Below are 25238 nucleotides of genomic sequence, written 5' to 3'. Positions count from 1 at the left end.
GCCATCTTACAGGAGGTTCCGCCATGCCCGCGCTGGCCAATCAGTCTCTCCATCGCCTGCTGCTCTCGCTCGGCCTGCTCGTGGGCTTGAGCGGATGTGCGACGGTCGGTTCGATGATGTCGCCTTATTCCGAGAAGTTCGACTGCAAGAACAGCGATCACGGCCAATGCATCCACCCCGATCGGGCCTATGCGGACGCGGTCGCCGGCGTCGCATCAAAGTCGGACCCCAAAGTGACGAACGACCGGGCCATGCTGCGCGGACAGGTCGTCGGCCGAGCGGGTTCCCGATCTCGGGGCGGGAGCGCGGATAACGTTTATGGCAGCTATCGAGACAGCGTCTATCGGGAGCTGAAAGGTCTGATCGATGCACCGGTCACGCCGATGCTCAAGCCGGCACAGACCGTCCGCACGTTGATCCTGCCCTATGCCGATCGGCAGCGTCCGGACCGGCTGTACATGCCACGCTACGTCTATTCGGTGGTAGACAAGCCTGTGTGGGTCGTGGGCGGCGCGTTTGTTGCCACACCTGATCGCGCGTCTCAGGCTCCCATTCTTGGGCAGATCCGCGATACCGCTGCGCCCGATGGCGATCCCGCCCCGGCGGCTGTCGCACCGCCCGCGCCGGCCATCGTGCCGCCGGCACCAGAGCAGCAGCCATGAGCGCCCTCACCTATGGGCGCCTGCGCAATGCCGTGCGGCGCGACAGCTTCTCGGACTATCTCCCACTCGTTGCGTGGGACGAGGAGACCGAGGCTTTCCTCTGCATCGACGACACCTGGGGTCACGCCTGGGAGCTGGTCCCCACCGCCTATATGTTCGCTCATGTGCAGGGCGCCTTGCAGGGGCTGCTCAACATCCACTTCCCCGACGGGACGGTCCTGCAATTGCACACCTTCGCAGACCCGCTGATCGACGATGCACTCGACGCGTTTCTCGATTTGAAGACCCGCGACGATCCGCTCATTCAGGCGTCGGCCCGCTACACCCACGCCTATCTCAGTGAGGGGCGTCATGGCCTAAAGGCGCTGCACGGTATCCCGGTCCGCAATTTTCGCACGTTGCTGTCGATCAAGACGCGGCGGCCGCTCGGCGAGGATTTGCGTCGGCAGGTCGAGGAGCAATTGTCGAAGCTCGGCATCCGCAGACTGCCGCCTGAGGAGATGGTCGCCTTCTACCGGCGCGTTTTCAACGGCGTCGCCGATCCAGCCCCAGGCGTCTTCGCCGATGGTACGACGACGGGGGCGCCGCCGATCGCCAAGCAGATCATCGATGCGGGCCCGGATCTCGTGTTCGAGGGCGCGGAGGTGTTCCTCGGCAACCAGGTCGCGCGCTGCCTGACGCCCAAGGCGCCGGCGCGGCGCATCACCGCCGAACGCGCCAATCGCCTCATGGGCGGGATGCGTGGCGCCGCGGAGGATAGTGACCAGATCGGCGGGCCGTTCCTCTACACGCTCAACATCCTGTTCGATCATTCGCAGTTCGAGATCCACAAGCGCGCGCAGATACTCTCGGCGCAGAAGGCCGCGGGCTCGTTCGCCGTCGAGGTCGGCAAGCAGATCGAGGAGATCGGCTGGATCCTGGACGAGGCGGGCAACAGCAAGTTTGTCCGCGTCATCCCCACGGTCTGGGTGTTCGGCCGCGACCGCGCCCATGCCCGCGATCTGGCCGCAAGGGCCAAGCGGCTGTGGCAGGGCGAGCCCCTGCCCTTCTCGATGCAGGAGGAGAGCTATCTCAATCCAACGTTGCTGGTGATGAGCTTGCCGTTCGGTCTCTACCCCGACCGAACAACACTGCGTCTGCTCGAGCGCGACTTCCGCATGCCGGTGAAGGCGGCCGTGCTGATGGCGCCGATCCAGACCGACTTCCGCGGCGGCGGTCGTCCGGCGCTGCTTTACACCGGGCGCAAGGGCCAACTCGTCACCCTCGATCTCTTCGACCCCAGGATCAACAACTACAATTTCATCGTCTCGGCCGAGAGCGGTGCTGGCAAGAGCTTCCTGCTCAACAATCTCTGCCAGCAATATTACGCCAATGGGGCACTGATCCGGATCATCGATATCGGCGGGAGCTACCGGAAACTCTGCACGCTCTGCTCGGGCCGCTATATCGACATCGGCGAGGAACATCTGGTCCTCAACCCGTTCGACATGGGCCTTGCGCTCGATGGCGACGACAAGCAGTCGGCCATCACGATGGCGGTCGCGATCGTCGCCGAGATGGCGAACGCGTCGACGCGCAAGGGTGTGACCACATCGGAGTGGAACCTGCTCAAGTCGGCGGTGCAGTGGACGATCGACACCGGCCGGGCCGATCATGGCATCGATTCCGTTCGCGAATGGCTTGGTACCTATCCCTCCCTCGTCGAGACCGCGCTGGACAGCGTCGAGCATCTCGTGCCGACCGCGCGCGAGCTCGCCTTCAACCTGCGCGATTTCGGTTCGAACGGTGCCTATGGCCATTATTTCAACGGCCCCTCCACGCTCGACATCCGCAACGATGAGTTCGTCGTACTCGAACTCGAGCGGCTGAAGTCGATGCCCGACCTGTTCAACGTCATCGTCATGGTGGTGGTGAACGCGGTCACCCAGGAGCTGTACCTGTCGGCGCGCGACCGTCCGCGCTTCGTGCTGTGCGATGAAGCCGCGCAGTTCATGACCCGGACCGATGGGCAGGACCTGTCGCGCCTCGCCGAGGCCTTCGGCCAGGGCTACCGGCGCGCGCGCAAGTATCGCGGCTCGTTCGGCATCGTGCTGCAGTCGATGAACGACCTCACGCTATTCGGCGGCACGGGCCAGGTGATCCTCGAAAATGCGGCGACGCGCTTCCTGCTGCAGGGCTCGACCTACGACCGGGCGGTCGAGAACAAGATACTCGATTATTCGGGGTTCGTTCTCGACCTCCTGAAATCGGTTCGCAATTCGAAACCGAACTACAGCGAAGTGTTCATCGACTCGCCGCTCGGCCTCGGCATCGCCAGGCTCGTGGTCGATCCCTTCTCCTACTGGATCAATACATCCGCGCCGGATGAGGTCGCGGCCTTCGAGGCCTTGATACGCCAGGGGCTATCGCCGCTCGAAGCCATCTGTCGACTTGCCGGCATCGAGCCTTCGCAGATCCTGGGCGCGTCTGCCGCGCCCGGCGTCACGGGAGCATGACGGTCATGGCACGCCCGACAGCGCACCCCGATCAGCTGCCGCTCAACTGGTCCGATAACGAAGCCATCGAAGTGATCGTCGAACAGCGTCTTGCAGAGCGGTTCGAAGCGGAATCCTTCCAGTGGCGCTTCCGGCTCGTGATGATCGAGACGGTGATGATGGGTCTGCTCGTGCTCGTCGCCGGGATGTTCCTCAAGCAACCGACCATGATGGTGCTGCGCGCATCGCTGATCATCGCGGCGTCCTGCCTCGCCACCGGAATCCTGCTGCTCAGCCTCTCGGCGGGCACGGCGAAGATCATGAGTCGCCTGCGCGGCAGGAGAGGCCAATGAACGGCCTCACCTCTTCCGCTCCCTCGCAATCGGCGATCCGGCTGACGGTCAGCGGCTTTCTGCTGATGCTGGTCCAAAGCACGCTCCTGCTCATGTCGCCAGCGCTCGGCGACGACGCGGGCACCGTGATCTGGACTCTGACGCCGCTCGCCATCTCCGTCTTCGTCGCCGCCCTTATCGGCATTCCCGAGCCGGCCGAAGGACATTGGAGGCAGCGCCATGGCCGCTGATCTGCTCCGCCGTGTTCGGCGCGATACGATCCTCCTTGTGCTCCTGACGGGCAATGCGCTGGCCGTCGCTGCGGCATTCGCCGCTACGGCGCCGATAGGCAGCAACGCCAAAACGCGCAGCACGATTGGACGGACCTGGCCGATCGCAGAACCTGATGCCCTTGCCGAGATCGAGGCCAAAGTCGCGACTCTTCCCAGCGACATGAGCAAAGCGTTCGGTCCGCGGGACAAATGGAGCGCGCTCAAGGCCGCGCCGCTCGGTGTCGCCGGCGCCGATCGCGTGCGCGGCGTCGTCCCTTTCTACACGCTCGACTTCGACGTCACGCTCCCGGGCGGCAAGACGCTCTATCCCAAGGGCTTCACCTTCAACCCGCTGACCTATGTGAGGCTGCCGCAACGCCTTGTCGTCGTGCATCCGCGCGACCTTGGCTGGGCGCTTCGAAATGCCCGACCGAGCGACTTCATCCTGCTGTCAGCGCTTGGAGCGCAGAACGGGGACGCGATCGACCTGAGCGAAAAGACCGGCCGGGCAATCTACATTCTGGAGGAGCGGGTCAAGCAGCGTCTGGGACTCACCGTCGCGCCGGTCATCGTCGAGCAGTCCGGCACGCGCCTCATCCTCACCGAATTTGGTCCGAAAAGCCGGACTGCCACGACGCCCGCAAACGGGGCGGCGCAATGATCGGGCGTCTTCCCCTCTTCGCCACCGGACTCGTCCTCGGGCTCCTGATGACGCTCGCTTGGCCGAGCAAGGCCCAAGCCTCGAAATGCGAGGCGGGCACTGTCTTCAACCCCATCACTAAGGTGCGCTGGACCTGTATCTTTCCTATAACGGTGGGCGGCATCCGCGTGGGGAGTGTCGACAAGCTCGACAAGGCCCTCGACGCGCAATCGTCATCCAAGCCTCTGTGTGCCTGTCGAAAGGGGATCCAGTTCTGGTTCGGCGTCAAGGTCTCCTACTGGTCACCGAACCGGATGATCGATGTCGTCACTGAACCCGGATGCATGATGGCGCTCGGCGCCGATCTGCTTCCGACCGGCGGCAAGCTGCAAGGCAGCCAGTCGTCGATCTCGGACGGCACCAACACCCGCAAGATGTTCGCGCAGATGCACTATTACATCTCCCCGGTGTGGGCGATGCTCGACATGTTCACCGACCTGCCGTGCCTCGAGAATGACGGCTTCGACGTTGCCATGATCACCGAGGTGCTGCCGACCTGGCAGTCGGGGACACTCGGCGCAATTATCCAGCCCGAGGGCATTCTTTTCGGGAATCCCGCCGCCGGTCTCGCCTGCATGGGCGATAGCGCGGCGGCAGCTGCGGGCAAGGTGATCGATCCCCTGTTCTGGTGCATGGGGTCCTGGGGCGCGACCTATCCGATCGCCGGCGACATCCATTTTGACGACAGCGTCGAGGCCTGGGCCGGGCTCGCAGCGCGCGGTGTCTTCATGATGGGGCGCCTCGGCGCTCTCACGATCAGTTCCGAGGACGGCTGCTCTTTCGTGCCCCAGCCCGTCTGGACCAAGTCCCGGTACAAGCTCCAGATCATGGAGCCGGTGAAGGGCGGCAAGTGCGTCAACATCGGCAGTCCGGGCGCGTTGTGGTCTTCGGCCAAGCATGCGCCGGGCAAGGACAACGCCCAGTTCCTGCTCTTCGAAAAGGTGATCTGCTGCGCCGGGATACCGGTGCCATGAGCGGATCGCTTCCCCTGGTTCCCGTGCGAGACAGCCGTCCATTCCGGAGGTCTGTTCGCCAAGGCCCCTACGGCCGATGGCTTCCGCGCGGGACCGGAGCGGCGTCGCCAAGCCCCCCTGGCGGCGTCGCTCCACCCCCGGCCAGCGCGGCCGCAATGCTCTCCCGACGGGACCGGCGTATCCTCTCCGCCTGCTCCGTCATTGCGACCGCGCTGGCCATTCCGCTCCTCTCACCCGCTTGGGCGCAGACAATGGAAGATCGGGCCCGCGCCGCCGCCGAAGCATCGCGCGCCAAGACCAGCGACAGCGACGCGCTCCGGCAGAACTATGTGACGCCAGGCCTCGCCGGGCAGCAGATTTCGACCGTCGATAATAATCGTACGTTCGCACCGAATATCGCGTGCCAGAAAACCGCAACGATGCTCGAAGTGCTGGTGCAACCAGCGTCCGGCGGCGATCTCGGCAAGGTCACGATCGCGCGTGACACCGATCTCGACGGAACGGTCGACAGCACGTCCAACCTGCCCGTGCCGGTATCGGGCATTTGCGCGAATGGCGTCGTCTCCTGCCAGCCGGGCACCTGGAACGATTGCAGCTTCTTCCGCTGGGATGTCGATGCTGCAAAGAAGCTCAAGCTGACATCTGTCGACATGCCCAGGCTCGCGGGCTGCTACTGCCTCAACAATAGCTGCGGCACCAACCTCGCATGGGGCAACATGGCGTCGGTGCTACGCGATCTTGGGGGAGGGATTGTCGGCGCGCTTACCACGGCCGACCCGCGTTATGGAATCGCCGAAGCCGTGATCGACGGTCCATCGATCCGCTATGTCGGTGCGCAATCCACCGCCTGCTCCGCCAATCCTAACCTTCCCCAGACCGCCTATCGCGCCAAGCCCGCGACGATCGCGTCGGATGCCTACGCCGCATCAACAAGTAATTCCGTGTTCCAGGCGCTCAAGGGGTCGGCGACCGGCGCGGGCACAGCGCTTGCATTCAGGCATTGCTCGATCGAGCGGCGGGTGACGGTGTTGAAACCCGGCGCAGAGGATATCGTCAGCCGCACTGCGGGCGGCTATTCGACGATTCAGAATGGGACGTCCTTCGACTTCCTGATGGGCTCGCCGGCAGACAACAGCCTGGCCGGCGGAAGCTGCACGCTCGTCGACTTCCGCATGACTCTGCATGTGACCGACCCCGACCGCATCGTCGACGCGCGGCTTGCCGAGTTCTTTGCCGATGATTGGGCTCAGGTGCGGATCGATGGACAGCTGATCGGCTCGGGGCCGTCCGCTTGGACCACGTCCGGACTTCCGCCGAGCAAATGCGAACTCAAGAAGACCTTTCACACCTATCCGAACCTCGATCTGCGGCCCTATCTCACCGCCGGCGATCATGAAATCTGGCTGCGCGTCGCGGTCGCTGAGGGCGGAGAAGGCTTCGCGCGGGTCCATGTCGACATCGACAACAGCTGCAAGACTCTGGAGCAAGTCGTCGATAGTTGCGGGGGACACGCCGCCGATCCGCAATGCAAGCTCGACAGCGAACTGGTCGATGGTGTCCAGACGTGGGTGGGCGGGGTCGCGACCGGGCTGCGCGCCCTCCCCCAGACCCGGATATTGGGCGGGCCGAGCTGCCCGACACAGCTCACACGCGACTACTTCCTGAAGGACCGCACCTACCGGTGTGCGATCGATGACATCGCGAAGCCCGACACGAGCCGCGGCGCCTATATCATCGACCATTCGACCGAAACGATGCTGGCCGACCGCACGCTCCAGAGCGATGGCAGCTATGCGACATCGACGCGCGCCTTCAGCCTGCCCGATCGGGGTTCGGTGCCGGCTTGTGAGCCCGTCTGCAAGACCCGCGCGCCCAAGGCCAACAGCGAGGCCGCGCCCGACGGCGTCGTGGGCGCGAAACAGAATGTGGCGACCGGCTACGACACTTTCTTCCACGCCTGCACTTCGAACAATCAATGCCCGGCTGGCCCGGGTGAGGAAGTCATCTCGGCCTGCGGATGCCTCGACGATTTTCCCGAAGCGGTGGTGATGATGCAGACCGTGCGTCTCGCCGGCGCCGACATGGTCTGCACGGGGAGCGTGCAATGATGGGCCTCCCGACAACGAGATACTGGTATCTGGACCCGCGCGGTGCCGCGCTCGCACTGGTGCTCGGCATGGGGTTCGTGCTCGCCTGCCCGAGCGCCGCCAGGGCGCAGCAGATCTGCGCGGCCGATCTCAACAACAACGGCGATGCGGCCGATGAAGGCGAGCAGGCGAACTGCCGTTCCACCACCAGCGGGGCTTGGCTCTGCCCGATCCAGGAGGTCGACTGCGTTGCCGATGCCATGGGCCAATATAGCTGCCCGGTCGGCCCGCAATATGCCTGCCTTGTGAAGACCGAGGGCGGCCCGCCGGCTTGCTCGCCCAATCAATGCGTCGATCTCGCGACCAATCCCGTCGTGGATGAGCCACCGATGGACGATCCAGGCACCGAGCCGGATGGCGGTATCGATGCCGATGGGAATTGCCTGGGAACGATCGAGATATTCTCAGGCCGCGGGGTGCGGTGCCGGCCCGCCGGGCTTTCGACCACCTTCGCGAACTGCTGCAAGGACAAGGGCAAGATCGTCAAGGACGGGATGGGTTCGTCCATCTCGTCGATCGGCACCAAGATCGCGGTCGCCAAGGGCGTGTTCACGGGCATGAAGGCGGCCTACACGGCGTTCAAGGCAGGCGCGACGGCAAGCCAGGCGGCAAGTTCGGGCGCCAATGCTCTGATCGTCGGCCTCGACCCCACCTCGATCGCAGTCAGTCTCGCGATCAACTTCATGATGGAGTTCCTGTTCGCGGGTTGCGACCAGCAGGACATGGAGACGGCGATGCTGCGCTCGTCGGGCATGTGCCACGAGATCGGCAGCTACTGCACCTCGAGCTTCCTTGGGATCTGCCTGCAGAAGGCCCGTGGCCATTGCTGCTTCAACACCAAGCTTGGCCGCATCATCCAGGAGCAGGGCCGTCCCCAGCTCAAGGCCTTCAACGGCAACCTCTGGGGCACGGCCAAGAAGCCGATGTGCCGCGGGTTCACGCCTGAAGAGTTTCAGGCGCTCGATTTCAGCAAAATGGATCTCTCCGAATATTATGCGGACATCGAAGCCCGCGCTCAATCCGACATTCAAATCGACATGGGGGAGCGCATCGATGCGTATCTCAAAGCAGTCAATCCATAGCGCCGCCCTTTTCGCGCTGTTGGGCGCGGCGACCGCAGCGCTCGCGCAGGACAGCGCAGGTAACGCGCGCCGCGGCGGCGCGCGGCAGTCTGCCACCGATCAAGGCAAGGCAAGCATGGACCGCCTCGAAGGCGCGATCGCACGCGGCAAGGGCGATGCGGCACAGCTGCCCGATCCCAGACTTCCGGCCACCAACAACCCCGCCGACCGGCGACGCGCGTTTGACGGCCTGCACAAACGGCTTGCCCAGCCGAATATGGAAGCACGCGCGCGCGATGCACAGGCCCGGGGCGAGGAAAGCCTCGCCGCCGAGCGTGAGCGACAGGCCAAGGCGCTCCGCCAGGCGCTGGGGCTCGAGCCCGCCGAAGAGCAGGCGCTCGCCAAGGCGAACCCCTCCGCCGCCGGCAAGGGGTGGGTACCGGTCCTCTTTGTGTCCTCATCCGTGCCGATCTCCACGCTCCGCAATTATGCGGTGCAGCTCGAAAAAGTCCGCGGCGTGATGGCGTTTCGCGGCGTGCCTGGGGGCCTCAAGAAAATGGGTCCGATGGCCAAGCTGACCGCGCAGATCCTGCGCATCGATCCCGGCTGCGAAGGCCCGAACTGCGTCATGCGCAACGTCCAACTCATCATCGACCCGATCGTTTTCCGCCAGCATGGCATCGCTCAGGTCCCGGCACTCGCCATGATCCCGGGCGATCCCACCCAGGCCTATTGCGAGCGCGACGAGGACAGCCCGCGCGCGGCCCATGTCGTCTTCGGTGACAGCGCGCTTTCCGGAATGTTCGAAGAATATGCCCGCCTGGGCGGGAAAGAGGAGGTAAGCCATGCTCAGGCTCTTCTGGTTGCTCGCTAGGTGGATCGCGGGGCTCTGGCCGCGCTTACGCCGTCTTCCCCGCAAGGCTGCGGTAGCGCTCGGCGCCCCCGGCCTGGATCAGTCGGCGCGGCCTGACCGGCTCTGGCGCGCCATGCTGGTTGTTCTGCCGATCGCCTTGATGGCGGCGCTTCTCGTCCCGCAGGTCACTTTGGTCATGACCCCCTCGATCGAGGCTTTCGCGGTGCGCAAAAGCCCGGGACCGATTGCCCGCGGCGACTATGTCATGTTCACGCTTCATCATCCGATCGCCGGGCCAAACCCGGTGTCCGTCACCAAGCACGCGCTCTGCATGGCGGGCGACCGCCTGGCGATGTTCGAGACCCCGTCGCCGCTGACCCCGCATAGCAGGGAGGGTCACTACTTTTGCAATGGAAAGCTTCTGGGAGTCAGCCTTCCACAAGCCCATAACGGGTTGAAGCTCGACCATATGCGGTGGAGCGGCATCATTCCCGCCGGGCTGGTCTATGTCGGCTCGACGCATCCGCATGGTTTCGACAGTCGCTATTTCGGATTGCTGCCGATCGCGCGACTGACCCGAATGGAGCGCATACTGTGAGCGCGCGCGATCAGGAAAGGCGCGCCCGGCATCGCCAGGAGCGCAGCCTTGTCTCCGGTCCCCGGAAGGCTCAGCTACCCTGCACGCGATGGAGACTGTGGTTAGCCTTGCAGCGCCCGAACAGCTTCGATGGGCATGAGGAGGACGCGCTCTCCCAGCGGCGAGGCGATGAAGCCGTGCCGCGTATAGAAGCGGACGGCATCATCGTCGATCGCATGGACGATGACGGCGCGAACGCCGGCGATCTCCGAAGCCGCCGCACAGCGGCGCAGCGCGTCGGCAAGCAGATCGGCGCCAAGGCCCAGCCCCTGGAAGCTGGAAGCGACGGCCAGCCTTGCGATGAGGAGCAGAGGCACCTTGTCCGGCATGCCCTTGCGCAGCTTGGCCGTCGGGAGCGCGGCCCGCTCTTCCATGGCGGTGGTGATCGTATAATAGCCTACAACCTGACGGGGCCGCACCGCATTGCAGACCACATAGGTACGCGCCGAAGCGCCTTCACTGGCAACGGCGCGCTCGGCGAGCCAGTCGTCAAGCGAGGCATGACGCCCATTCTTGAACGCGGCGACCTCGTGATCGGCGTTCAGGCGTTCGGGCGGCGTGACGCGGCGCGTGGACATGGAAACCGGCGGTGCGTCCGATCAGCGATTCCAGAGTGGTTCGCGCTTCATCAGCTTTTCGAGTGCAGCCGACGGCGCCGGCGGCGCATCGAGCATAGCCAGGAATTGCTCGTGGCTCTCGGCATCCAGGAAGAAGGTGCGCTGATCGAGGATCGCCGCCTCGGCTTCCCGCCGCGCGCTCGAGAGCATGAACTCGGACAGTTTCTGCCCACGCAAGGAAGCCGCGCGGCTGAGCATCGCCTTGAGCTCGGCCGCAGCCCTGATCTGGATGACGTCATCCTTGCGCGCCGGGGCGCTTCGGTCGGTACGGGCGTGCTGTGCCATGTCGCTAAACTCCTCGACGCTATCTGGCGATTTGCCACGACAATGTCAATACAAATGAGCTCCAAATGTCTTCGGTCTCTCATCGTCGGCCTCGCCCTGGCGGCGCTCTTCGCGCTTCCTCCACCGGTCAGTGCACAAGGGTCGGTTCCGGGTGCCGTCCCGTCCAGGCAAGGCTATTGGTGGTATGAAGCGCCCAAACCGAAGGCCGAGGATAAACCCGAGACTGACACGCTCGTAAAGCCCGTCATCCCGCCGATGGCGGAGCTTGCGCGCCTGTCGCCACCGAAAATCCGCAAGCTCATCGAGGAGCAGCGCGACTATGCCGCGACGGTACTGACGGTCGATGCGGTTGCCGATTTCTGGCGGCTTCAGGATTTTGCGCGGCGCAAGGCGCGTGCGTTCGCGGGCGTCACCCAGATCGCGATGCTGCAACATCCGGAACTTAACTCCAAGTCCGCGAACCCGATGGTCGGTGATGCCCGCTCTGAGTTGAGCGCTGAGAAGGATGACATCCGCCGCTCCTATCTCCGCGCCCGGGCCGGCGAGTTCGGGCTCGTCATGTTTTCGCGTTCGACCTGCGGCTATTGCCGGGTCCAGTGGCCGATCATCCAGCGCTTCCAGGAAGAGATGGGTTGGCAGGTCACGCTCCTTGATCTCGACAAACGCCCTGACCTCGGGAGGAGGTTCGGGGTCGAGATCACTCCAACGACAATGGTCATCCGCCGAGGCAGCCAGCAGCGGATGATCATCGCATCCGGCGTCGAGGCTTATCCGAACCTTGCTCAGATGGCCTATCAGGCGGTGCGTTTGCTGCGCGGCGATATCCGGCCCGAGCAGTTCATGACGGGGCCGGGTGAGGATGCCGGCTTCTTCGATGCGCTCGGCAACGGCCCGGTCTCCGCCACCGATCCCCGCGCACTCGGCGGCGATCTGGTCGACGCCTCCACGGGAGCGAAGCCATGATGCGCGCATTCATCCTCCTCGGCATCCCGGGTCTGGTCATCGGCATGGGTTCGGCCTCCGCGCAGACGGTGGCCCAGGAGGACGCGATGCGGGCCGCGATCCACCCGGTCGCCGATGCCAAAACGATGCTGGCCTGGCTCTCGCGGGTTCCCGTCACTCGGGAATTCCCCGACGATTTCACCACGACTTTGAGAGGGCATGGTGCGGCGTCCATTATCGAAATGACGACGACGCCCGACTGTGTCCCCTGCGGCGACCTCTGGACCAAGTTGTCGGCACTAGGGACGCGCTATGGCTGGCAGGTTCGCACGATTGGCGCCCAGGAGGCAATGATCCGGTCGGGACGCCTCGGTCTTCCGTGGGTGGGACATCCGGTGGCATGGGTGAGGCCGGTCGGCGACGAAAACCGCGTGGTGCCGGTGGCGATCGGCACCGACCACAAGTCCAATCTGGCCCGCAATCTCTATCTGGCCGCTAAGATGCTGGCGGGCGTGAGGCCCGCGGTCGGCGTCAGGGCCATGTCCAAGTTCACCGGCATCGTGGGGCTGCCGGCGACCCGTCCGGGAAAGCGCTGAGCGATGGCGGCCTCGGACTTTCCTTCTTCATCTCCTATCGTCGGGAGCCTACCATGTCCCCTTGGCATCGTACCGCCGTCCATTCGCTGATCACCCTCGCCCTCACCGTGGTCGTTTCCACGGCGCCCGCCCGTGCTCAGAGCTGGGCGGAGAGCTGGTTCGACAATGTCACATATACGTCGCCGGGCAGTTTTGAGGACCAGACCCGTGGCTATGTAACAGCGGGTGGCATGTCGGGCCGCGTCGACGTCCACAACGATTACCTCATGTCGGTGAGCCTGCCCAAGGTTCGCGCGGGCTGTGGCGGCATCGACATGTTCCTTGGCGGCATGTCGTTCCTCGACCCCGATTATCTGGTCCAGAAGCTCGAGAGCATCCTTCAGGCGGCGCCCGCGGTGGCGTTCCAGTATCTGCTCGAGACGCTGGATGAGAAGATGGGGAACATCATCTCGAAGATGGAAGCGGCCACCAATTTCCTGAACTCGATTCAGGTGAATGATTGTCGGCTTGCCAATCGCATGGTGCAGATCGCCAAGGGCGACGACAATATGTCGGGCATCATCGAGGAGATGACCGGGTACCGTTCGGTCAAGCAGGGCTTTGCCAAGAGCTATCAGCAGAGCCGCGAGAAGATCGAGGCCAACAACAACAATCCCACCGAGGACCTGAAGGACGCGCTCGCGAACTGCCCGGCGGAAGTGACGGAAATCTTCCGAACCGGCTCGCTTCTCGCCCATGCCGCGCAGCGGGTCGGCGCCGGCGACTGGGCGAGCGTGATGCGTGCGCGGGTCGGTGACGTCTATATGCGCTGGGATGATGGCGATCGTGTTCCACTGTTCACGGCCATTCCCCAGTGCCCTGCGCAGGACACCGAAAGCGCGCAAGATTTCCTGACCGGCCGCGTCCAGCGCCGCACGCTCAATTTTCCGCCGAGCGGTGCCGATTGCGGGCAGGACGGCAGCGGGCGGGGTGCGCTCGTCCTGGCCCGCGAGCGCATGCAGTCGATCGCCACCAAGATCCGTACGCGTGCAGCCTTGTCGGCCGAGGAGCGGCAGTTCGTCGCCAATGTTCGGACGCTGCCGGTCTATCGCATGCTCGAATGGGGCGTGCGTCAGGGCGTCGTCGACTCGGTGATCGGTGACACGGACGAATTGGTCGCGCTCACCCTCGCCTATCAGATGCTCAACGACCTCACCCGCACTATCGATTTCGCGGTGACGAATGCCGAGCGCGGGGCCACGGTGGCGGGCTCAACCGACGGCAACAACAGAAATGTCTGCCAGACGCGAATCTTGTCCAAGGGTATCGAGCAGTTGCGCGATCTCAGGGATGAGGTGCTGCGCCAGCGTGCGCAGATGCGCCAGAGCTACATGGCGGCCCTCAATCAGGCCAATCTCTCCGCCAACTATGCCGGGCTCCTGCGCGAGCGGGACCGTGATGCCCGCGACGCCGCCGGCGCCGCTGCCCGTAACCAATAGGATCAAACCACCATGCGCCGGCTTGCGAGGCTTGTTGCCACCCTCCCCGCCCTCATCCTCGCCTCGCCCGCGCTGGCGGTCGATACGAGCTTCCACACCTATGATGGCTTCGCCGAGACGGTGGACGCCTTCCGCCTGGTCTCGCTGATCTTCGGCGATCCGCGTTACGAAACACTGGTGATGATTGTCGCAACGGTCGGGATCGGCCTGGGTGCGATCATCGCAAGCGTGCGCGGATCCGGCATGGGGCTGGTCGCCTTCGGGTTTCAGATTCTCGTCGGCGTCGGCCTGTTCGTCGGGCTCATCGCTACAACCGGCACCGTCCATGTCTACGACCGGGTACGCAACGCCAATCAGCCGGTCGGCGGCGTTCCCAATCTCCTCGTCCTCGTTGCAGGCGCGACCAACATGATCGAGCGCGCGATGGTCGAGACGATCGACGACAACACCCTCGATCCCAATGCCAAGATCGAGTTCGGCGCCGGCGGGCACAGCTTTGATCTGTTCCTCAACGCCGTCTCTCCACGCGGCCCAATGACGGATGTCTTCCTCGACGCGACGATCAAGGACTATGTGCGCCAATGCTATCCCGTCGCACGAGTGTCGGCCGCCTATGGCGTCGATGATGACCAGCTCTTTCGGACTTCGACCGACTTGCCCGCCTCCTTCGCGGCGATGGCCGGGCCCGCTACCTTCTCGACCGTCTATACCAAGGCCGACAAGGGCGGCACGACGGTCAGTTGCACGGACGCGTGGACGCATATCTCGGATCGCCTCTCGGACCCGGTCCTGTTTGACGGCTACACCACACAGATCTGTGCGCGGACGGGATACGACACCGGCAATGCCCAGCAGATGACACGCTGCCGGCAGCAGCTCGGCGAAATGGGCCAGATGATGCTGGGGCGGCCGCTGAGCGCGCAGGCATTCCTCACCCACATCCTTCTCGGCAACACCGTGGGCGACGTGCTGTTCGAGGATTCACCGGCAAGCGCGGCGCGGGTCATGGCCAATCGCGCAGTGATTTCCAACGGCCTTGCCACGATGTCGGTGGCGAACGAATGGATGCCGACGATCCGCGCCACCGTGTTCGGCATCATGCTGTTCATGATCCCGATCGCGCTCCTGTTCATCCTGACGCCGATCAACCTGCGGGTTGCGAGCTTTGCGCTCGGTATGTTCGTCTTCGTCGCCCTCTGGGGCGTTATCGACGCCGGCATCTATCAACTCACCCTCGGCCGCGCGACGGCAACGCTTGCGGAGCTGCGCTCGAACGCGCTTGCGGCCAACGCCTGGCTGCTCGCGCCTTCGTCCGCGATGAAGGCACTGGCGATCTTCGGCAGCTTTCGCACGGCCGCCGCTGGGCTTGCCGGTGCCTTTGTTTTTACGGTGTTCCGCTTCAGCGGCAATGTGTTCACGGCCTTCACATCGGGTTCGCTCGGTGTGGCGAGCCAGGGCACGGCTGCTGCCGCGCCGATGGGCACGGCCGAAGGCCAAGCCTCGGCACTCGAAGCGCAGGCTTCTGCGTTGGGCACCCGCTCCCGCGCCGCTGCGGCATCAAGCTTCGGTGACTTCGGGGAACGCTCGACCTTTGGCGCCAGTCGCGTCTTCGGCGAGGCAGGCCGTATCCTTGGCGAGCGCCCCGGCACCTCAGGTGGGACGGCAATGGCGCTTGGCGGCATCGAGGGTTCCCGCCAGCTGGGAAGCCTCGCCCCGGCTCTGGGTGGCCGGGACGTGACGGATCCGGCAGTGGCACGCGCCGTGCAAGCCAATGCCGCCACCACGGCGATCCATCAGTTCGCTGAGAAGGATGCCCTGCGAAGCCTCGGCACGGGCTATTTTGGGGAAGGTGAAGCCGGTGAGAAGGCGTTCGCCGCCTTCAGCCAAAACCTCGTGCAATGGCGCGCCTTTGGCGATCAGAGGGCTTACGGCATGATGATGCAGGCGGCGACGCGGCATTACGAGCGGGCCGGCTACTCGGCAAGCGATGCGCAGCTCAAGGCGTCGGGCGTGATCGGCGAGGCCCAGGCCGATCCGACATTCGCCAAGCTGATCGCCAACACCTTCGACCAGGAGCAGATGCTTAGAAACGACCTCACGTCGGCGCAGATCCAGGTCGGTGCGATGGAAGGACGCCGGGACTATGCCGGCGATAACGTCGCCGGTGTCGAGCGCGCCAATGTCGCGACCGAGCAGGGCTGGCGCAGCGGCGCCAATCAAGGGCAGCGCGAGGCGGCCTCGATGCTCGGTCTTCCCGTCGACGAAACGTCCCGCCGCGTGGGCTTCATCAACGCGCTTTCGGGCGAAGCCCGCAGCACCGCCATCACCCAGCTCTCTCGCGCCACGGGCAGGAATGAGGCGCAGGTCGTGGCAGCGCTCGAGCGCTACAATGCCGCTGTGCAGGTCGGGACCGCCGATGGCGCGAGCGCCGAAGCGGGTCGCGAGGGGACAAGCGTCTACGGGCGCACTCGGGAGGCTGCGGGCTATGACTTCGCCGAGCGTTCGGGCAGGCTCGACGCGCAGCGTGAGGTTGGGACCGACGGCACGCGAAGCGCGGCGCGGATCGGCGAGCAGCGGCGGCAGTCGGAGAATTTCGGATTTGCGGAGGGCGCAGCCGCCGCCGGCGTCTCGACGCGCGAGGCGGCGCGGCTCAACAGCTTCATCCAGGCGCTGAGCCGAACGGCGGGCAATCAGGTCGACATGGCCGAAGGCGGTGCGGCCGGCATCGCCGATCGCGCGCGAAACGAGCGCCTGACCTCGATCGTCGATAAGGAGCGGTTGACGCGGATGCAGGGCCTGCTCGCCGAAAACGGCATCAAGCTGTCGAAGCGGCAAATCGCGATGGACCAGAATGGCGATCTCAGCCTCAATCTTACTCCCGATACGGCGGCTGCCATGTGGAAGGCTGGCCTCATCAACGAAAGCCAGCTCGGCGCGATCGCCAATGGCGGGCATGCGCGCTTCAGTTTCGCGCACAACGACCTCCTCGTCTCCAGCGGAACGGATTTCAGCCGGTCGGCGCGCAGCGATACCAGCACGCGGTTCGAAGCCGGCAAACAGGCGGGTCCGGATACGATCGAGCATTTCATGGGCGGTGGCGCCGAAGGCCAGGCCATGCTCGCCAACTGGCTGCGCGGCGGGTTCGAGATGGACCGCAAGGGCGAATGGCGCCTGAAGCCGCAGGTCGCCGACACGCTCCAGCGCGATGTTCAGGCGATCATGGCCCAGACCGGCTGGCAGCGGGCCTTGTCGCGCTCCGCGCAGGATCAGACCGCGATGGGAACCAACGTAGGCATTGATGTGGGGCGCTCTGTCGGGGTCACCGATACCGAAACGTCTGGCGGGCGCGCTAACATTGTGGGTCGCGGGCGGCAGGCCCCGCAAGGGCCCATCGAGAGGAAGGACCGTACCACGGGAGGGCATTTCGGAGCCAAGGTCGGCTTTGAAAGCCGTGATATGGGCAGCACCACCGAGGATGCGCATTCATCAATAGACATCGTGAACTTTGACGTACGCGAATCTATCGCTGCCGCCGAGCGGGCCGCTGCCCGTTCAGCCAATCCAGAAGCAGCTTTCTCGCGCGAATTGTCGGACCGCATCCTGGGCAGCGAAGGCATGCGCAATCGCTACCTCCAGGACGCGGACAATGGGCGCGCCACCTTCGACATCACCGGACCGCTAACGTCACTGGAGCAGAACTCGGTTCTCGCGAAGGGCAGCTTCTCTACGGATATCGCCGGCAGTCTTGGCGACGGCGATAGCAGCTTCAAGAAGCGTTAACGGTGCTTACCCGTGTGAGGATTGATGTACCCTGCATTGTGTGGATTCAAAGGGTTTCCAATCCAGAGGGATCCCGAGCGAGGGTCGAACATGTCGGTTCCCTTCCCGATGTTATCCAGAAAGCGACTGTGCTCTTCCAACCTGCGTCTTGCGAGGAAAGCTTCCTCCTCGTCGTCAGTCAGCGGTTTTCCATCACCCGATCCAACGAACTCATCCAGGCGCTCTCGCACATAGCCGACGCCCAGTACCATGAGCGCTGTCATCGGAAAGAACAGGACATTCAGATAGCCTGCAATTGCCCCGCGATAAAAGGCCGCAAGGAAATCGACGCGCATCGCTGCCGCCATCCCCAGCCACCAGACGGGAATGGCGGTCCACCAGAGCTTGGCGTACCATGGCCGCCAGAGCCAGGCAGACAGCTTCGGTTCGCCGGCAACACTTTCGGTCTGATGTTCATCGACGGCCGCTTCCACCGGGAAATCCTTTCAATTTCCCCTAGCATATCGGGCATTGATCGTCACCAGAAAACAGTGAACGCAGATTGTCTTTCCTGTCGAACACTCTATTATAGAGACAGGAAGGACATTATGGCCAGCACAACTCCCATCAACGCCCGCCGCACGCGGTCACGCTCAGGCGGACATATCGCCGCCAGTGACACGCTGCGCCGACGAGCGATCGACGTGTTGACCCAGGCCGTTGCCAAGGCCGTCGCGTCCGCGAGTGACGAGACGCTGGCTGATATTGTCGGCAGCGAAGCGGACCCGCGGCACGCCCTCAGCGTCGCGGGGCGCGACATTGCCCCGAGGTCCACAGCTGACCGCGAAGCGATGAGGAGCGCGCGCGAGAAGACGGCGATGTTTCGCGCCGACATGGCCGCCAGGTCGGGAGGCATGCTGGAACGGGGGGATGTCGCAGCGATGTTCGGGGTCACGCCAGCCGCGATCGACAAGCAACGCCAGCGCCGGCAGATCCTAGGCGTCCCCTACGGAACGGAGATTCGCTACCCTGCCGCGCAGTTCGTCGACGGCGAGGTGCCGCAGGGCCTCAAGGCAGTGCTCGAAGCCTTTGATGACATGAATCCCTGGGAGCAGCTGATGATGCTCACCACGCCGCTCGAGGGGTTCGGAGCGCAACCCGAGACGATCTTACAAACGCTGGCCAGACGGCCTGAGCCCAGGGTGTTGAAGCAGCTTGCGGGGCTTGCGGCGAGCTGGGCGGCCTGATCGTCCGTGTCAACCGTTCGACTGAGACGGATCGATGCCGGCGTGCGTCTTCATCGCATCCACCGCGCCGGCCACGATCCAATCTACTTCGGACCGGCCGGCGAGATGCCGCAGTCCCGCTTTGACTCGCCCGACGGCAGCTACAAGGTTCTGTATGCCGCCCGGACACTCGAGACAGCCTTTGGCGAAACCCTCGTTCGCGCACCGGAGACCCCGTACATCCTTTCAACGATAGTCGAGGCCCGACTGCGCAGCGAACTGGTGACGACAAGGCCGCTCAGACTCTATCCGCTGGTCGACGCGGGTGTTTCGACGCACGGCCTATCCTTCACGGACCTTCATGGGATCGATTATCTACGGAGCTGGACGGTCAGCGCCGAGATCCACGCTACGACCGCCGCGGATGGTATCCTCTATACCTCCCGGTTCGACAACCAACGCTGCGTTGCACTCTTCGATCGAGCTGCGGATGCAATTACCAAGACGGCGACAACCAGCGTTGCGATCGGAGCCGCGGAAGCGAAAGCCCTCGCCCATCATTTTGGGAAGCTGTTCGTCGAACCATGACCGGAACCGCCCCTCCCGAGGCGCATCCTTCAAATGCGGCATCCAACCTCACGGAACTCGATCTGCTTGCAGAGTTGGGCGCGACCGGCTATATCTGACTAGCTAGTCAGGAGTATGCGCAATGGGCACTGCCACTCGCAAAGGCGAGCGCGACAAGTCAGCCTCGGGTGGCATCTGGAAACTTGAGGATGCAAAAGCCCGGTTCAGCGAGGTCGTCAGGCGCGCCCAGAGCGAGGGACCGCAGCGGGTCACTGTCCGCGGCCGGGAGGCCGTGGTGGTGATGAGCATTGATGAACTCGACCGGCTGCTGCCCAAGAATGCGGGCAAGCCTGCGTTCGTTCCGTTCCTCGAGAGCCTCGGGCTCGATGGCCTCAACCTTGAGCGCGAGATCGACCGCGGGCGGGACGTCGCCTTGTGAAAGGCTGGCTGCTGAACACCCATATCGTGTCTGCGCTGGCGAACCCGAACGGTGCGCCGAGCGTCAAGGCGTGGGCAACGGCGCAACCCGAACACCGGATGTTCCTGAGCGTCCTGGCGCTCGCGGAGTATGACAAGGGTATCCACAACCTCGAGCCGGACCATCCCGATCGTTCGCGCTATATCGCCGCCCGCGACGCCCTCGCTGAACGCTTCAGCGATCGGCTCCTCTCCGTCGACGACGCCATCGTCTATCGCTGGGGCGCAATTTCGGGTGAGGTAAAGCGGCGGACCGGGCAGTCCCCGCCGGTGATCGACACGCTGCTCGCGGCGACCGCGATCGAACATGACCTCTTCCTTGTGACGCGAAACATCAAGGATACGCGGCATAGCGGCGCCGTGATCTTCAATCCATGGGAAGACGAGCCAGCCCGTTTCCCTCTCACCTGACCCGAATGACATGAGACGATGAAAACCGAACTCGATCACCTTCCAGCAAACAAGCGGCGCGAACTCGATCGGGTCGTCCAGATCCTCTTCGAGGAGTTCGAGGACGCACACGGCGAACCGACCGGCGCTCGGAAGCTCGGCCGCATCCTCAAGATCATTCTCTACGGCTCCTATGCGACCGGGCGCTGGGTGCACGAGCCTCATACCAAGAGAGGCTACCGATCGGATTTCGATCTGCTCATCATCGTCAATCAGAAGGAATTGACGGACCAGATTGCATATTGGGAGAAGGCGGCCGAGCGCCTCGACCGGGAGACCATGATCCTCAACCGGTTACGCACACCCGTCAATTTCATCGTTCACACGCTCCAGGAAGTGAATGACGGTCTGGCCCACGGCCGATATTTCTTCATGGACATCGCGCGCGACGGTATCGCCCTATATCAGGTAGACAATAGCGAGCTTAACGAGCCCACGCCCAAGACGCCGCAACAAGCCTACGTCATGGCGCAGGAATATTTCGATAAGTGGTTCGGCCTCGCCGTATCGGCACGGATGCTTTATCAGTTTGCTTACGACAACAAGCTGCTTGCCGACGCAGGATATAACCTTCAGCAGGCCTGCGAGCGCCTCTATTACTGCGTTCTTCTCGTCCATACTTTCTATACGCCTTATAGCCACAACATCAAATTCCTCCGAACGCGCGCCGAAACGCTTTCCGCGCGGCTCGTCGAAGCCTGGCCAAGGGAGACCCGCAAGCAGGAGGCGATGTTCAACAAGCTCAAAGATGCGTATGTGAAAGCCAAGCACGCAGGCCAATTCGTAATAACGGAAGAGGAATTCAAATTCCTCTCCGAGCGCGTTGAGGTACTTGGCACGATCGTCAACGAACTTTGCCAGAAAAGGTTGGCAGAGCTGCGCACCGAACTATAGGCGCTTTAGCCATATTCGGACGAACATTGCAGGAGGAAATGAATGAACAATAGCGACTTGGCCGAAAAGCTGGCAACGGTGATCGACATCACAAAGGCTGATGCTCGTAAGGCGGTTGATACGGTCTTCGCCGCAATCGCGGAATCCGCGTCGAACGGCGAGGAAATTTCGCTCAACGGCTTTGGCAAGTTCAAGGTCAAAGACACGCCGGCGCGGGAGGGACGCAATCCTTCTACGGGCGCGACCATCCAGATCGCCGCGTCGAAGAAGCTCACTTTCGCGCCCGCCAAGGCGATCAAGGATAAGCTGAACGGCTGAATTCCTGACGACCGGCGATTGCCGAATCGCCGGTCAAAGCCGTCATACGACCTCATCGTCTTCACGAACCTTCAATTCCCCTTTCCGTGTCGTATCATGGTGAGCATCAATGCGGCACGGCAGGCGTCCTATCGCGCTTGCCGCCCACTCTGCCCATGTCCAGCGAAACGGCTTAAAGGGCTTCTATCCGGGAGAAGGCGATGGCAGCTGAAGATATACCCGATGCCGCTGCGCGGCGGCTCGCGCTCGCCCTCGTTGAGAATTGCGTGCGCAATTCTCAACTGGAAAATCTCCATGCTGGCACAACCCCAGCAACTGCGACCGGCGATTTTAGCGACGTGAAGGTGGTTACGCCCTTCGGTGACATCCCTTGGAACCAGCTTTCGCGGATCTCCGATGAGGAAATGAAGGCGCTCATGATCGAGGTGGTCAACAAGGTCTATACCTTCATCACTCACATGGAGGATCTGGTCGCCCTGCGGGATTCCGCCCGCTGGAAGCGCCCAGAGCACGACAAGGCTCTCCTCCAAATAGCCCTTCAGCGTGCGGCCGAACGCAATGGCGAGAAAGCCGGGGAGCGATCCTGATCGAGCTTGTGAGAGTCGCCAACCCGCCTACTCATCACGCGGCCTGTCGGTGGGCAAGTGCCTCGCGCCGCCATCTCGCCGGCGTTGTTTCTGTGGCTTTGACGAACGCATTGGTAAAATGCGCCTGATCGGAGAAACCGCATTCGAGCGCGATCTGCGCGAGAGGCAGGCTCGTGCCGGTCAGCAGCCGCTTTGCGCGTGAGATCCGCTGTTGAACGAACCAGGCATAGGGGGCGATCCCCACTGCATTGGAAAAAGCCCTGACGAAATAGCTGAGCGACAATCGGCAGAGATGCGCAATTTCGGCGATAGATATGGGCTCGGCGAGTTGTCCGCTCATGGTTCGTGTCGCAAGACTCACTTGCCACGGCGCCAGCGTCGGGCGGTTGTTCGAGGAGCCATGGGCGCTCATCGCACGGCGCCTCCGTTTCAGGACGTCTGCTGAGCGATCATCATTGCGTCGCAACGGCGCACCAGGAGTTGCGCCCGCGGTCAAACGTGCAAAGTCGCCATGGCGACCCCCTCAGGTTACAAGGCAGTTGGTCCGCGCCGGGAATCTCAGCGCGCCGCCTCTTGGACCACCACCATCGGTCGCAGCGAGCCTCGGCCCGCGTATCCCAAGGAGGAGGTCATGATATTCCCGAAGGGAGGACACCTCGCCGACCCGAAAGGCGCCCTATTTTTTTCAGACTGTGTTTTGCCTTTGGGCGAGTGCGGTCAAACCCTGCAATGCCGAGCGACTATGGCAGGCGCCAGCCGGAACGGCGAATGGCCTTTCGGAGATATTGTTCCGCTTTGGCCAGTTCCTTCTGAACCGATCGCTTGTGCAAACCAAACTCGTGAGCGATCTCGATCTGCGACTTTTCGTCCCGCCATTTCGCAAGAAAGATCTCGCGGCGCCTCGCAGGCAAGGCGTCGAGTGCGACCAAGGCCCTGCCCATTTCGTCGGTCGCGATCGCTGTGCGTTCCGGATCCGGGGTAGTGTCGGGCAACTCGGTGATCACAGCCTCGTCCGCAGGGCCAAACCGGTTGTCCTTGCGGCGCTGGTTATAGGCCAGGTTGATCGCCATCCGGTAAAGATAGGATCTTGGGTTTCGCACCTCCGCGATGTTCGGATCTGCCCGCAACTTGACATATGCATCATGCAGGGCCTCACCTGCGGCCTCGGATGACCGCAGATGATTGGAGAGGCGTTCCAGCAGCAAATCGTAGTCCGCTTCAATAGTGGCGAGCAGACGCTCGACTGGCCTTTCGGCCAATCCTTCATTGGTCAAGTCAGAAGCGTCCTCCCGAGAAGTCTCTGGACTACCGGCGCCCTCTACCATTCCCCCTCCCGGTTTCGAGTATCGTTATGGAGCCGGGATATCTCGAGCGCGCGAGCTCGGAATATGCGCTTCCGCAAAACTTGGCGGGGATCGAACGCGCGGTGGGGTCGGTCAGGTCACTCATCCCGCGTTTCATGCCATGCGGCTGAGCCGGAAGGATAGTCTCCCGAAGACGGATCGTCCCCTGCCCGACCGCGAGCGGCCTGAATCGCTTGCCGAGGCATAGACCAAGATTCTGGGCATACGGCCGTTGTCGCGCAGGGTCCTATAGGTGGCCTGAATTGGCGCAAAGCGAAGGCGTGCAGACCTGGCATCCCGCTTAGCTATAGCTTCCGACGGGGGTTCCTTATCGGCCCCGATTTGCGGGCACGCGAGCGTCTGGAGTCTCGGCGACGGCCTAAGTTCATGTCCGCTTGAATCTGCAAAAATGCTTGGCGCAGACCGTGCAACTGGTCGACGAGATGGAGTATGATATCGACGCCATCGTCATTCACACCGAAATCACGCTTGAGATCATGAATGAGGCGTGCGCGGGCCGCGTCCATTTCGGAGAGGAAGATCGTTGTGGAGCGCCGCTCGACAAACAGCCACTCGCGTTCGATCCACTGCTCGAGTGATCGAAACTCGATCCCAGAGCGGGTAAGGAAGTCTTCCAGATCTATCATCGCGATGCCTCCCGAGGGTTGAAGGTCTTTCCTGCTTCCCAGCTCGATACGAAGCGCTCGAGTTCGGCATCACTCCCCTTGGCCAGGGTGATCTTCAGCTTTACAAACTGGTCCCCGCGACCGCCGCCGGTCCGGGGTGCCCCCATGCCTTTCAGACGTAGCGCGCTTCCACTGTTCGAACCGGCCGGCACTGTCATCGACACCGTCCCGGTTGGTGTGGGCACACGGATCTTTCCGCCAAGGACGGCTTCGGTCAGCGAGATGGGAATCTCGATCGTGATATCGTCACCCTCGCGGGTGAACCTCGGGTCGGGACGCACCTCGATCTCGATTAGCGCGTCGCCGGCTCCGCCTTTGCCAGCGCCGGGGGCACCCTTGCCTTTGAGCCGCAGCGTCTGACCATCGATGATGCCAGCCGGAAGAGTTACGTCAAGTGCGCCGCCCGTCGGCAGCGTGACGCGTTGGGCACCGCCAACAATCGCGTCTGCAAAGCTGACGGCAAGCCGATAGTGCAGATCCTGCCCTCGACGATTGGCCCGCGCTTGCGCACTCTGGCGGAACAGTTCGGCGAACGGATCGCTTCCTTCCGCGAAATCGGCAAATCCGGCATCGCTTGAGTAGCGACCAAAGCCCGACCCGGCGTAGTCACGATAATATTGCTGCTGCGGTCGCTCCGCGCCGGTCTCATCGATCTCGCCGGCGTCGTAGCGCTTGCGCTTCTCCGGGTTGCTCAGCAGATCATAGGCACCTGCAACTTCCTTGAACTTCTCCTCAGCGGATTTGTCGCCGGGGTTAAGGTCGGGATGCAGCTTTTTCGCGAGCTTGCGATACGCTTTCTGGATGTCGTCCGCAGAGGCGGATGGCGCGATGCCGAGGACTTCGTACGGATTGCTCACATGTTAAGCCTTCGCGCCGCGCCGCAGTCTGAGCCGGGACATTG

Annotated in this window: 28 protein-coding genes; 21 read left to right on the top strand and 7 right to left on the bottom strand. The window is 63.3% G+C overall.

The genetic code is table 11. The annotated features are described in order from the left end of the window. The first annotated feature begins 23 nt into the window (after positions 1 to 23). The 10 genes from A7Q26_RS18220 to A7Q26_RS18175 all read left to right on the top strand — a co-directional run bounded on the left by A7Q26_RS18220 (position 24) and on the right by A7Q26_RS18175 (position 10073). A complete protein-coding gene (locus A7Q26_RS18220) occupies positions 24 to 662 on the top strand; it encodes a TraV family lipoprotein (protein WP_066862415.1) in 639 nt (212 codons plus the stop codon). Continuing rightward, complete coding sequence (locus A7Q26_RS18215; RefSeq protein ID WP_066862411.1) at positions 659 to 3157, top strand: TraC family protein; 2499 nt, start codon at positions 659 to 661, stop codon at positions 3155 to 3157. Before A7Q26_RS18220 ends, A7Q26_RS18215 begins: the two co-directional genes overlap by 4 nt. A 5-nt stretch (positions 3158 to 3162) precedes the next feature. Continuing rightward, positions 3163 to 3489 carry a hypothetical protein gene (locus A7Q26_RS18210; protein ID WP_066862408.1) on the top strand — a complete coding sequence of 109 codons (327 nt, stop codon included), beginning with the start codon at positions 3163 to 3165 and terminating at the stop codon, positions 3487 to 3489. Further along, entirely contained in the window at positions 3486 to 3719 is a 234-nt protein-coding gene (locus A7Q26_RS18205) for a hypothetical protein (RefSeq protein ID WP_066862404.1), read from the top strand. The genes A7Q26_RS18210 and A7Q26_RS18205 overlap by 4 nt, the downstream gene beginning before the upstream one ends. Further along, entirely contained in the window at positions 3709 to 4401 is a 693-nt protein-coding gene (locus A7Q26_RS18200; protein WP_066862401.1) for a conjugal transfer protein TraW, read from the top strand. The genes A7Q26_RS18205 and A7Q26_RS18200 overlap by 11 nt, the downstream gene beginning before the upstream one ends. Beyond that, a complete protein-coding gene (locus A7Q26_RS18195) occupies positions 4398 to 5414 on the top strand; it encodes a TraU family protein (protein WP_066862398.1) in 1017 nt (338 codons plus the stop codon). Before A7Q26_RS18200 ends, A7Q26_RS18195 begins: the two co-directional genes overlap by 4 nt. 251 nt (positions 5415 to 5665) lie before the next feature. Further along, the gene (locus A7Q26_RS18190) at positions 5666 to 7522 is read left to right on the top strand and encodes a hypothetical protein (protein ID WP_066862395.1); all 1857 of its coding nucleotides are present in this window, start codon (positions 5666 to 5668) and stop codon (positions 7520 to 7522) included. Continuing rightward, positions 7519 to 8643: a conjugal transfer protein TraN gene (gene traN / locus A7Q26_RS18185; protein ID WP_066862392.1), complete on the top strand. Its 1125-nt coding sequence runs from the start codon at positions 7519 to 7521 to the stop codon at positions 8641 to 8643. Before A7Q26_RS18190 ends, traN begins: the two co-directional genes overlap by 4 nt. 115 nt (positions 8644 to 8758) lie before the next feature. Beyond that, entirely contained in the window at positions 8759 to 9496 is a 738-nt protein-coding gene (locus A7Q26_RS18180; RefSeq protein WP_232313859.1) for a type-F conjugative transfer system pilin assembly protein TrbC, read from the top strand. Continuing rightward, positions 9468 to 10073 carry a S26 family signal peptidase gene (locus A7Q26_RS18175; RefSeq protein WP_066862385.1) on the top strand — a complete coding sequence of 202 codons (606 nt, stop codon included), beginning with the start codon at positions 9468 to 9470 and terminating at the stop codon, positions 10071 to 10073. Before A7Q26_RS18180 ends, A7Q26_RS18175 begins: the two co-directional genes overlap by 29 nt. 101 nt (positions 10074 to 10174) lie before the next feature. Here A7Q26_RS18175 and A7Q26_RS18170 read toward each other — a convergent pair whose 3' ends face one another. Continuing rightward, positions 10175 to 10690, bottom strand: a complete 516-nt coding sequence (locus tag A7Q26_RS18170; RefSeq protein ID WP_066862382.1) for a GNAT family N-acetyltransferase — start codon at positions 10688 to 10690, stop codon at positions 10175 to 10177. A gap of 21 nt (positions 10691 to 10711) precedes the next feature. Continuing rightward, positions 10712 to 11014 carry a type II toxin-antitoxin system TacA family antitoxin gene (locus tag A7Q26_RS18165; RefSeq protein WP_066862379.1) on the bottom strand — a complete coding sequence of 101 codons (303 nt, stop codon included), beginning with the start codon at positions 11012 to 11014 and terminating at the stop codon, positions 10712 to 10714. Positions 11015 to 11068: 54 nt separating this feature from the next. Between A7Q26_RS18165 and A7Q26_RS18160 the strand changes: the two genes are divergently transcribed. The 4 genes from A7Q26_RS18160 to A7Q26_RS18145 are packed head-to-tail and all read left to right on the top strand — an operon-like array spanning position 11069 to position 17810. Next, positions 11069 to 11977: a conjugal transfer protein TraF gene (locus A7Q26_RS18160; RefSeq protein ID WP_066862375.1), complete on the top strand. Its 909-nt coding sequence runs from the start codon at positions 11069 to 11071 to the stop codon at positions 11975 to 11977. After that, complete coding sequence (locus tag A7Q26_RS18155; RefSeq protein ID WP_066862914.1) at positions 11977 to 12552, top strand: hypothetical protein; 576 nt, start codon at positions 11977 to 11979, stop codon at positions 12550 to 12552. Before A7Q26_RS18160 ends, A7Q26_RS18155 begins: the two co-directional genes overlap by 1 nt. Before the next feature lie 53 nt (positions 12553 to 12605). Further along, the gene (locus tag A7Q26_RS18150; protein ID WP_066862373.1) at positions 12606 to 14030 is read left to right on the top strand and encodes a conjugal transfer protein TraH; all 1425 of its coding nucleotides are present in this window, start codon (positions 12606 to 12608) and stop codon (positions 14028 to 14030) included. A gap of 12 nt (positions 14031 to 14042) precedes the next feature. Next, positions 14043 to 17810: a conjugal transfer protein TraG N-terminal domain-containing protein gene (locus A7Q26_RS18145; protein ID WP_066862370.1), complete on the top strand. Its 3768-nt coding sequence runs from the start codon at positions 14043 to 14045 to the stop codon at positions 17808 to 17810. Here A7Q26_RS18145 and A7Q26_RS18140 read toward each other — a convergent pair. Then, positions 17807 to 18283 (bottom strand): hypothetical protein, encoded by a 477-nt coding sequence (locus tag A7Q26_RS18140; protein WP_066862366.1) that lies wholly within the window; start codon positions 18281 to 18283, stop codon positions 17807 to 17809. The genes A7Q26_RS18145 and A7Q26_RS18140 overlap by 4 nt on opposite strands. 114 nt (positions 18284 to 18397) lie before the next feature. Here A7Q26_RS18140 and A7Q26_RS18135 point away from each other — a divergent pair, with 114 nt between their 5' ends. The 7 genes from A7Q26_RS18135 (at position 18398) to A7Q26_RS18105 (ending at position 22308) form a co-directional block, all read left to right on the top strand. Continuing rightward, a complete protein-coding gene (locus A7Q26_RS18135; RefSeq protein ID WP_066862363.1) occupies positions 18398 to 19036 on the top strand; it encodes a hypothetical protein in 639 nt (212 codons plus the stop codon). Between the two features lie 42 nt (positions 19037 to 19078). Then, on the top strand, positions 19079 to 19603 hold the full coding sequence (locus A7Q26_RS18130; RefSeq protein ID WP_232313858.1) for an RES family NAD+ phosphorylase: 525 nt from the start codon (positions 19079 to 19081) through the stop codon (positions 19601 to 19603). A gap of 121 nt (positions 19604 to 19724) precedes the next feature. Beyond that, positions 19725 to 20021 carry a type II toxin-antitoxin system Phd/YefM family antitoxin gene (locus tag A7Q26_RS18125; protein ID WP_066862356.1) on the top strand — a complete coding sequence of 99 codons (297 nt, stop codon included), beginning with the start codon at positions 19725 to 19727 and terminating at the stop codon, positions 20019 to 20021. Further along, positions 20018 to 20470: a type II toxin-antitoxin system VapC family toxin gene (locus A7Q26_RS18120; RefSeq protein ID WP_066862353.1), complete on the top strand. Its 453-nt coding sequence runs from the start codon at positions 20018 to 20020 to the stop codon at positions 20468 to 20470. Before A7Q26_RS18125 ends, A7Q26_RS18120 begins: the two co-directional genes overlap by 4 nt. A gap of 18 nt (positions 20471 to 20488) precedes the next feature. Further along, entirely contained in the window at positions 20489 to 21403 is a 915-nt protein-coding gene (locus tag A7Q26_RS18115) for a nucleotidyltransferase (RefSeq protein ID WP_066862349.1), read from the top strand. Positions 21404 to 21445: 42 nt separating this feature from the next. Next, positions 21446 to 21721: an HU family DNA-binding protein gene (locus A7Q26_RS18110; protein ID WP_066862347.1), complete on the top strand. Its 276-nt coding sequence runs from the start codon at positions 21446 to 21448 to the stop codon at positions 21719 to 21721. A 200-nt stretch (positions 21722 to 21921) separates the two neighbouring features. Then, entirely contained in the window at positions 21922 to 22308 is a 387-nt protein-coding gene (locus A7Q26_RS18105) for a hypothetical protein (protein WP_066862343.1), read from the top strand. A 34-nt stretch (positions 22309 to 22342) separates the two neighbouring features. Here A7Q26_RS18105 and A7Q26_RS18100 read toward each other — a convergent pair whose 3' ends face one another. From A7Q26_RS18100 to A7Q26_RS18085, 4 genes are all read right to left on the bottom strand, one after another. Further along, on the bottom strand, positions 22343 to 22720 hold the full coding sequence (locus tag A7Q26_RS18100; RefSeq protein WP_066862341.1) for a helix-turn-helix domain-containing protein: 378 nt from the start codon (positions 22718 to 22720) through the stop codon (positions 22343 to 22345). Between the two features lie 328 nt (positions 22721 to 23048). Next, positions 23049 to 23582 carry an RNA polymerase sigma factor gene (locus A7Q26_RS18095; RefSeq protein ID WP_232313857.1) on the bottom strand — a complete coding sequence of 178 codons (534 nt, stop codon included), beginning with the start codon at positions 23580 to 23582 and terminating at the stop codon, positions 23049 to 23051. Between the two features lie 374 nt (positions 23583 to 23956). After that, entirely contained in the window at positions 23957 to 24298 is a 342-nt protein-coding gene (locus A7Q26_RS18090) for a chaperone modulator CbpM (protein WP_066862335.1), read from the bottom strand. Beyond that, on the bottom strand, positions 24295 to 25194 hold the full coding sequence (locus tag A7Q26_RS18085; RefSeq protein ID WP_066862332.1) for a DnaJ C-terminal domain-containing protein: 900 nt from the start codon (positions 25192 to 25194) through the stop codon (positions 24295 to 24297). The genes A7Q26_RS18090 and A7Q26_RS18085 overlap by 4 nt, the downstream gene beginning before the upstream one ends. Positions 25195 to 25238: the final 44 nt, after the last annotated feature.

It is taken from the genome of Sphingobium sp. TCM1, assembly GCF_001650725.1.
GTDB lineage: Bacteria > Pseudomonadota > Alphaproteobacteria > Sphingomonadales > Sphingomonadaceae > Sphingobium.
The sequence above is the reverse complement of the archived record's forward strand: the minus strand, read 5'-3'. Positions and strand labels throughout refer to the sequence as shown.

Excerpts from the sequence above, each read along its gene's own strand:
- A7Q26_RS18210 (WP_066862408.1), top strand. The coding sequence starts at position 3,163 with ATGGCACGCCCGACAGCGCACCCCGATCAGCTGCCGCTCAACTGGTCC.
- A7Q26_RS18155 (WP_066862914.1), top strand. The coding sequence starts at position 11,977 with ATGCGCGCATTCATCCTCCTCGGCATCCCGGGTCTGGTCATCGGCATG.
- A7Q26_RS18115 (WP_066862349.1), top strand. The coding sequence starts at position 20,489 with ATGAAAACCGAACTCGATCACCTTCCAGCAAACAAGCGGCGCGAACTC.
- A7Q26_RS18100 (WP_066862341.1), bottom strand. The coding sequence starts at position 22,720 with ATGAGCGCCCATGGCTCCTCGAACAACCGCCCGACGCTGGCGCCGTGG.
- A7Q26_RS18215 (WP_066862411.1), top strand. The coding sequence starts at position 659 with ATGAGCGCCCTCACCTATGGGCGCCTGCGCAATGCCGTGCGGCGCGAC.
- A7Q26_RS18150 (WP_066862373.1), top strand. The coding sequence starts at position 12,606 with ATGTCCCCTTGGCATCGTACCGCCGTCCATTCGCTGATCACCCTCGCC.
- A7Q26_RS18205 (WP_066862404.1), top strand. The coding sequence starts at position 3,486 with ATGAACGGCCTCACCTCTTCCGCTCCCTCGCAATCGGCGATCCGGCTG.
- A7Q26_RS18200 (WP_066862401.1), top strand. The coding sequence starts at position 3,709 with ATGGCCGCTGATCTGCTCCGCCGTGTTCGGCGCGATACGATCCTCCTT.
- A7Q26_RS18175 (WP_066862385.1), top strand. The coding sequence starts at position 9,468 with ATGCTCAGGCTCTTCTGGTTGCTCGCTAGGTGGATCGCGGGGCTCTGG.
- A7Q26_RS18145 (WP_066862370.1), top strand. The coding sequence starts at position 14,043 with ATGCGCCGGCTTGCGAGGCTTGTTGCCACCCTCCCCGCCCTCATCCTC.
- A7Q26_RS18195 (WP_066862398.1), top strand. The coding sequence starts at position 4,398 with ATGATCGGGCGTCTTCCCCTCTTCGCCACCGGACTCGTCCTCGGGCTC.
- A7Q26_RS18180 (WP_232313859.1), top strand. The coding sequence starts at position 8,759 with ATGGACCGCCTCGAAGGCGCGATCGCACGCGGCAAGGGCGATGCGGCA.
- traN (WP_066862392.1), top strand. The coding sequence starts at position 7,519 with ATGATGGGCCTCCCGACAACGAGATACTGGTATCTGGACCCGCGCGGT.
- A7Q26_RS18105 (WP_066862343.1), top strand. The coding sequence starts at position 21,922 with ATGGCAGCTGAAGATATACCCGATGCCGCTGCGCGGCGGCTCGCGCTC.
- A7Q26_RS18190 (WP_066862395.1), top strand. The coding sequence starts at position 5,666 with ATGGAAGATCGGGCCCGCGCCGCCGCCGAAGCATCGCGCGCCAAGACC.
- A7Q26_RS18110 (WP_066862347.1), top strand. The coding sequence starts at position 21,446 with ATGAACAATAGCGACTTGGCCGAAAAGCTGGCAACGGTGATCGACATC.
- A7Q26_RS18160 (WP_066862375.1), top strand. The coding sequence starts at position 11,069 with ATGAGCTCCAAATGTCTTCGGTCTCTCATCGTCGGCCTCGCCCTGGCG.
- A7Q26_RS18220 (WP_066862415.1), top strand. The coding sequence starts at position 24 with ATGCCCGCGCTGGCCAATCAGTCTCTCCATCGCCTGCTGCTCTCGCTC.
- A7Q26_RS18125 (WP_066862356.1), top strand. The coding sequence starts at position 19,725 with ATGGGCACTGCCACTCGCAAAGGCGAGCGCGACAAGTCAGCCTCGGGT.
- A7Q26_RS18165 (WP_066862379.1), bottom strand. The coding sequence starts at position 11,014 with ATGGCACAGCACGCCCGTACCGACCGAAGCGCCCCGGCGCGCAAGGAT.
- A7Q26_RS18090 (WP_066862335.1), bottom strand. The coding sequence starts at position 24,298 with ATGATAGATCTGGAAGACTTCCTTACCCGCTCTGGGATCGAGTTTCGA.
- A7Q26_RS18170 (WP_066862382.1), bottom strand. The coding sequence starts at position 10,690 with ATGTCCACGCGCCGCGTCACGCCGCCCGAACGCCTGAACGCCGATCAC.
- A7Q26_RS18135 (WP_066862363.1), top strand. The coding sequence starts at position 18,398 with ATGGCCAGCACAACTCCCATCAACGCCCGCCGCACGCGGTCACGCTCA.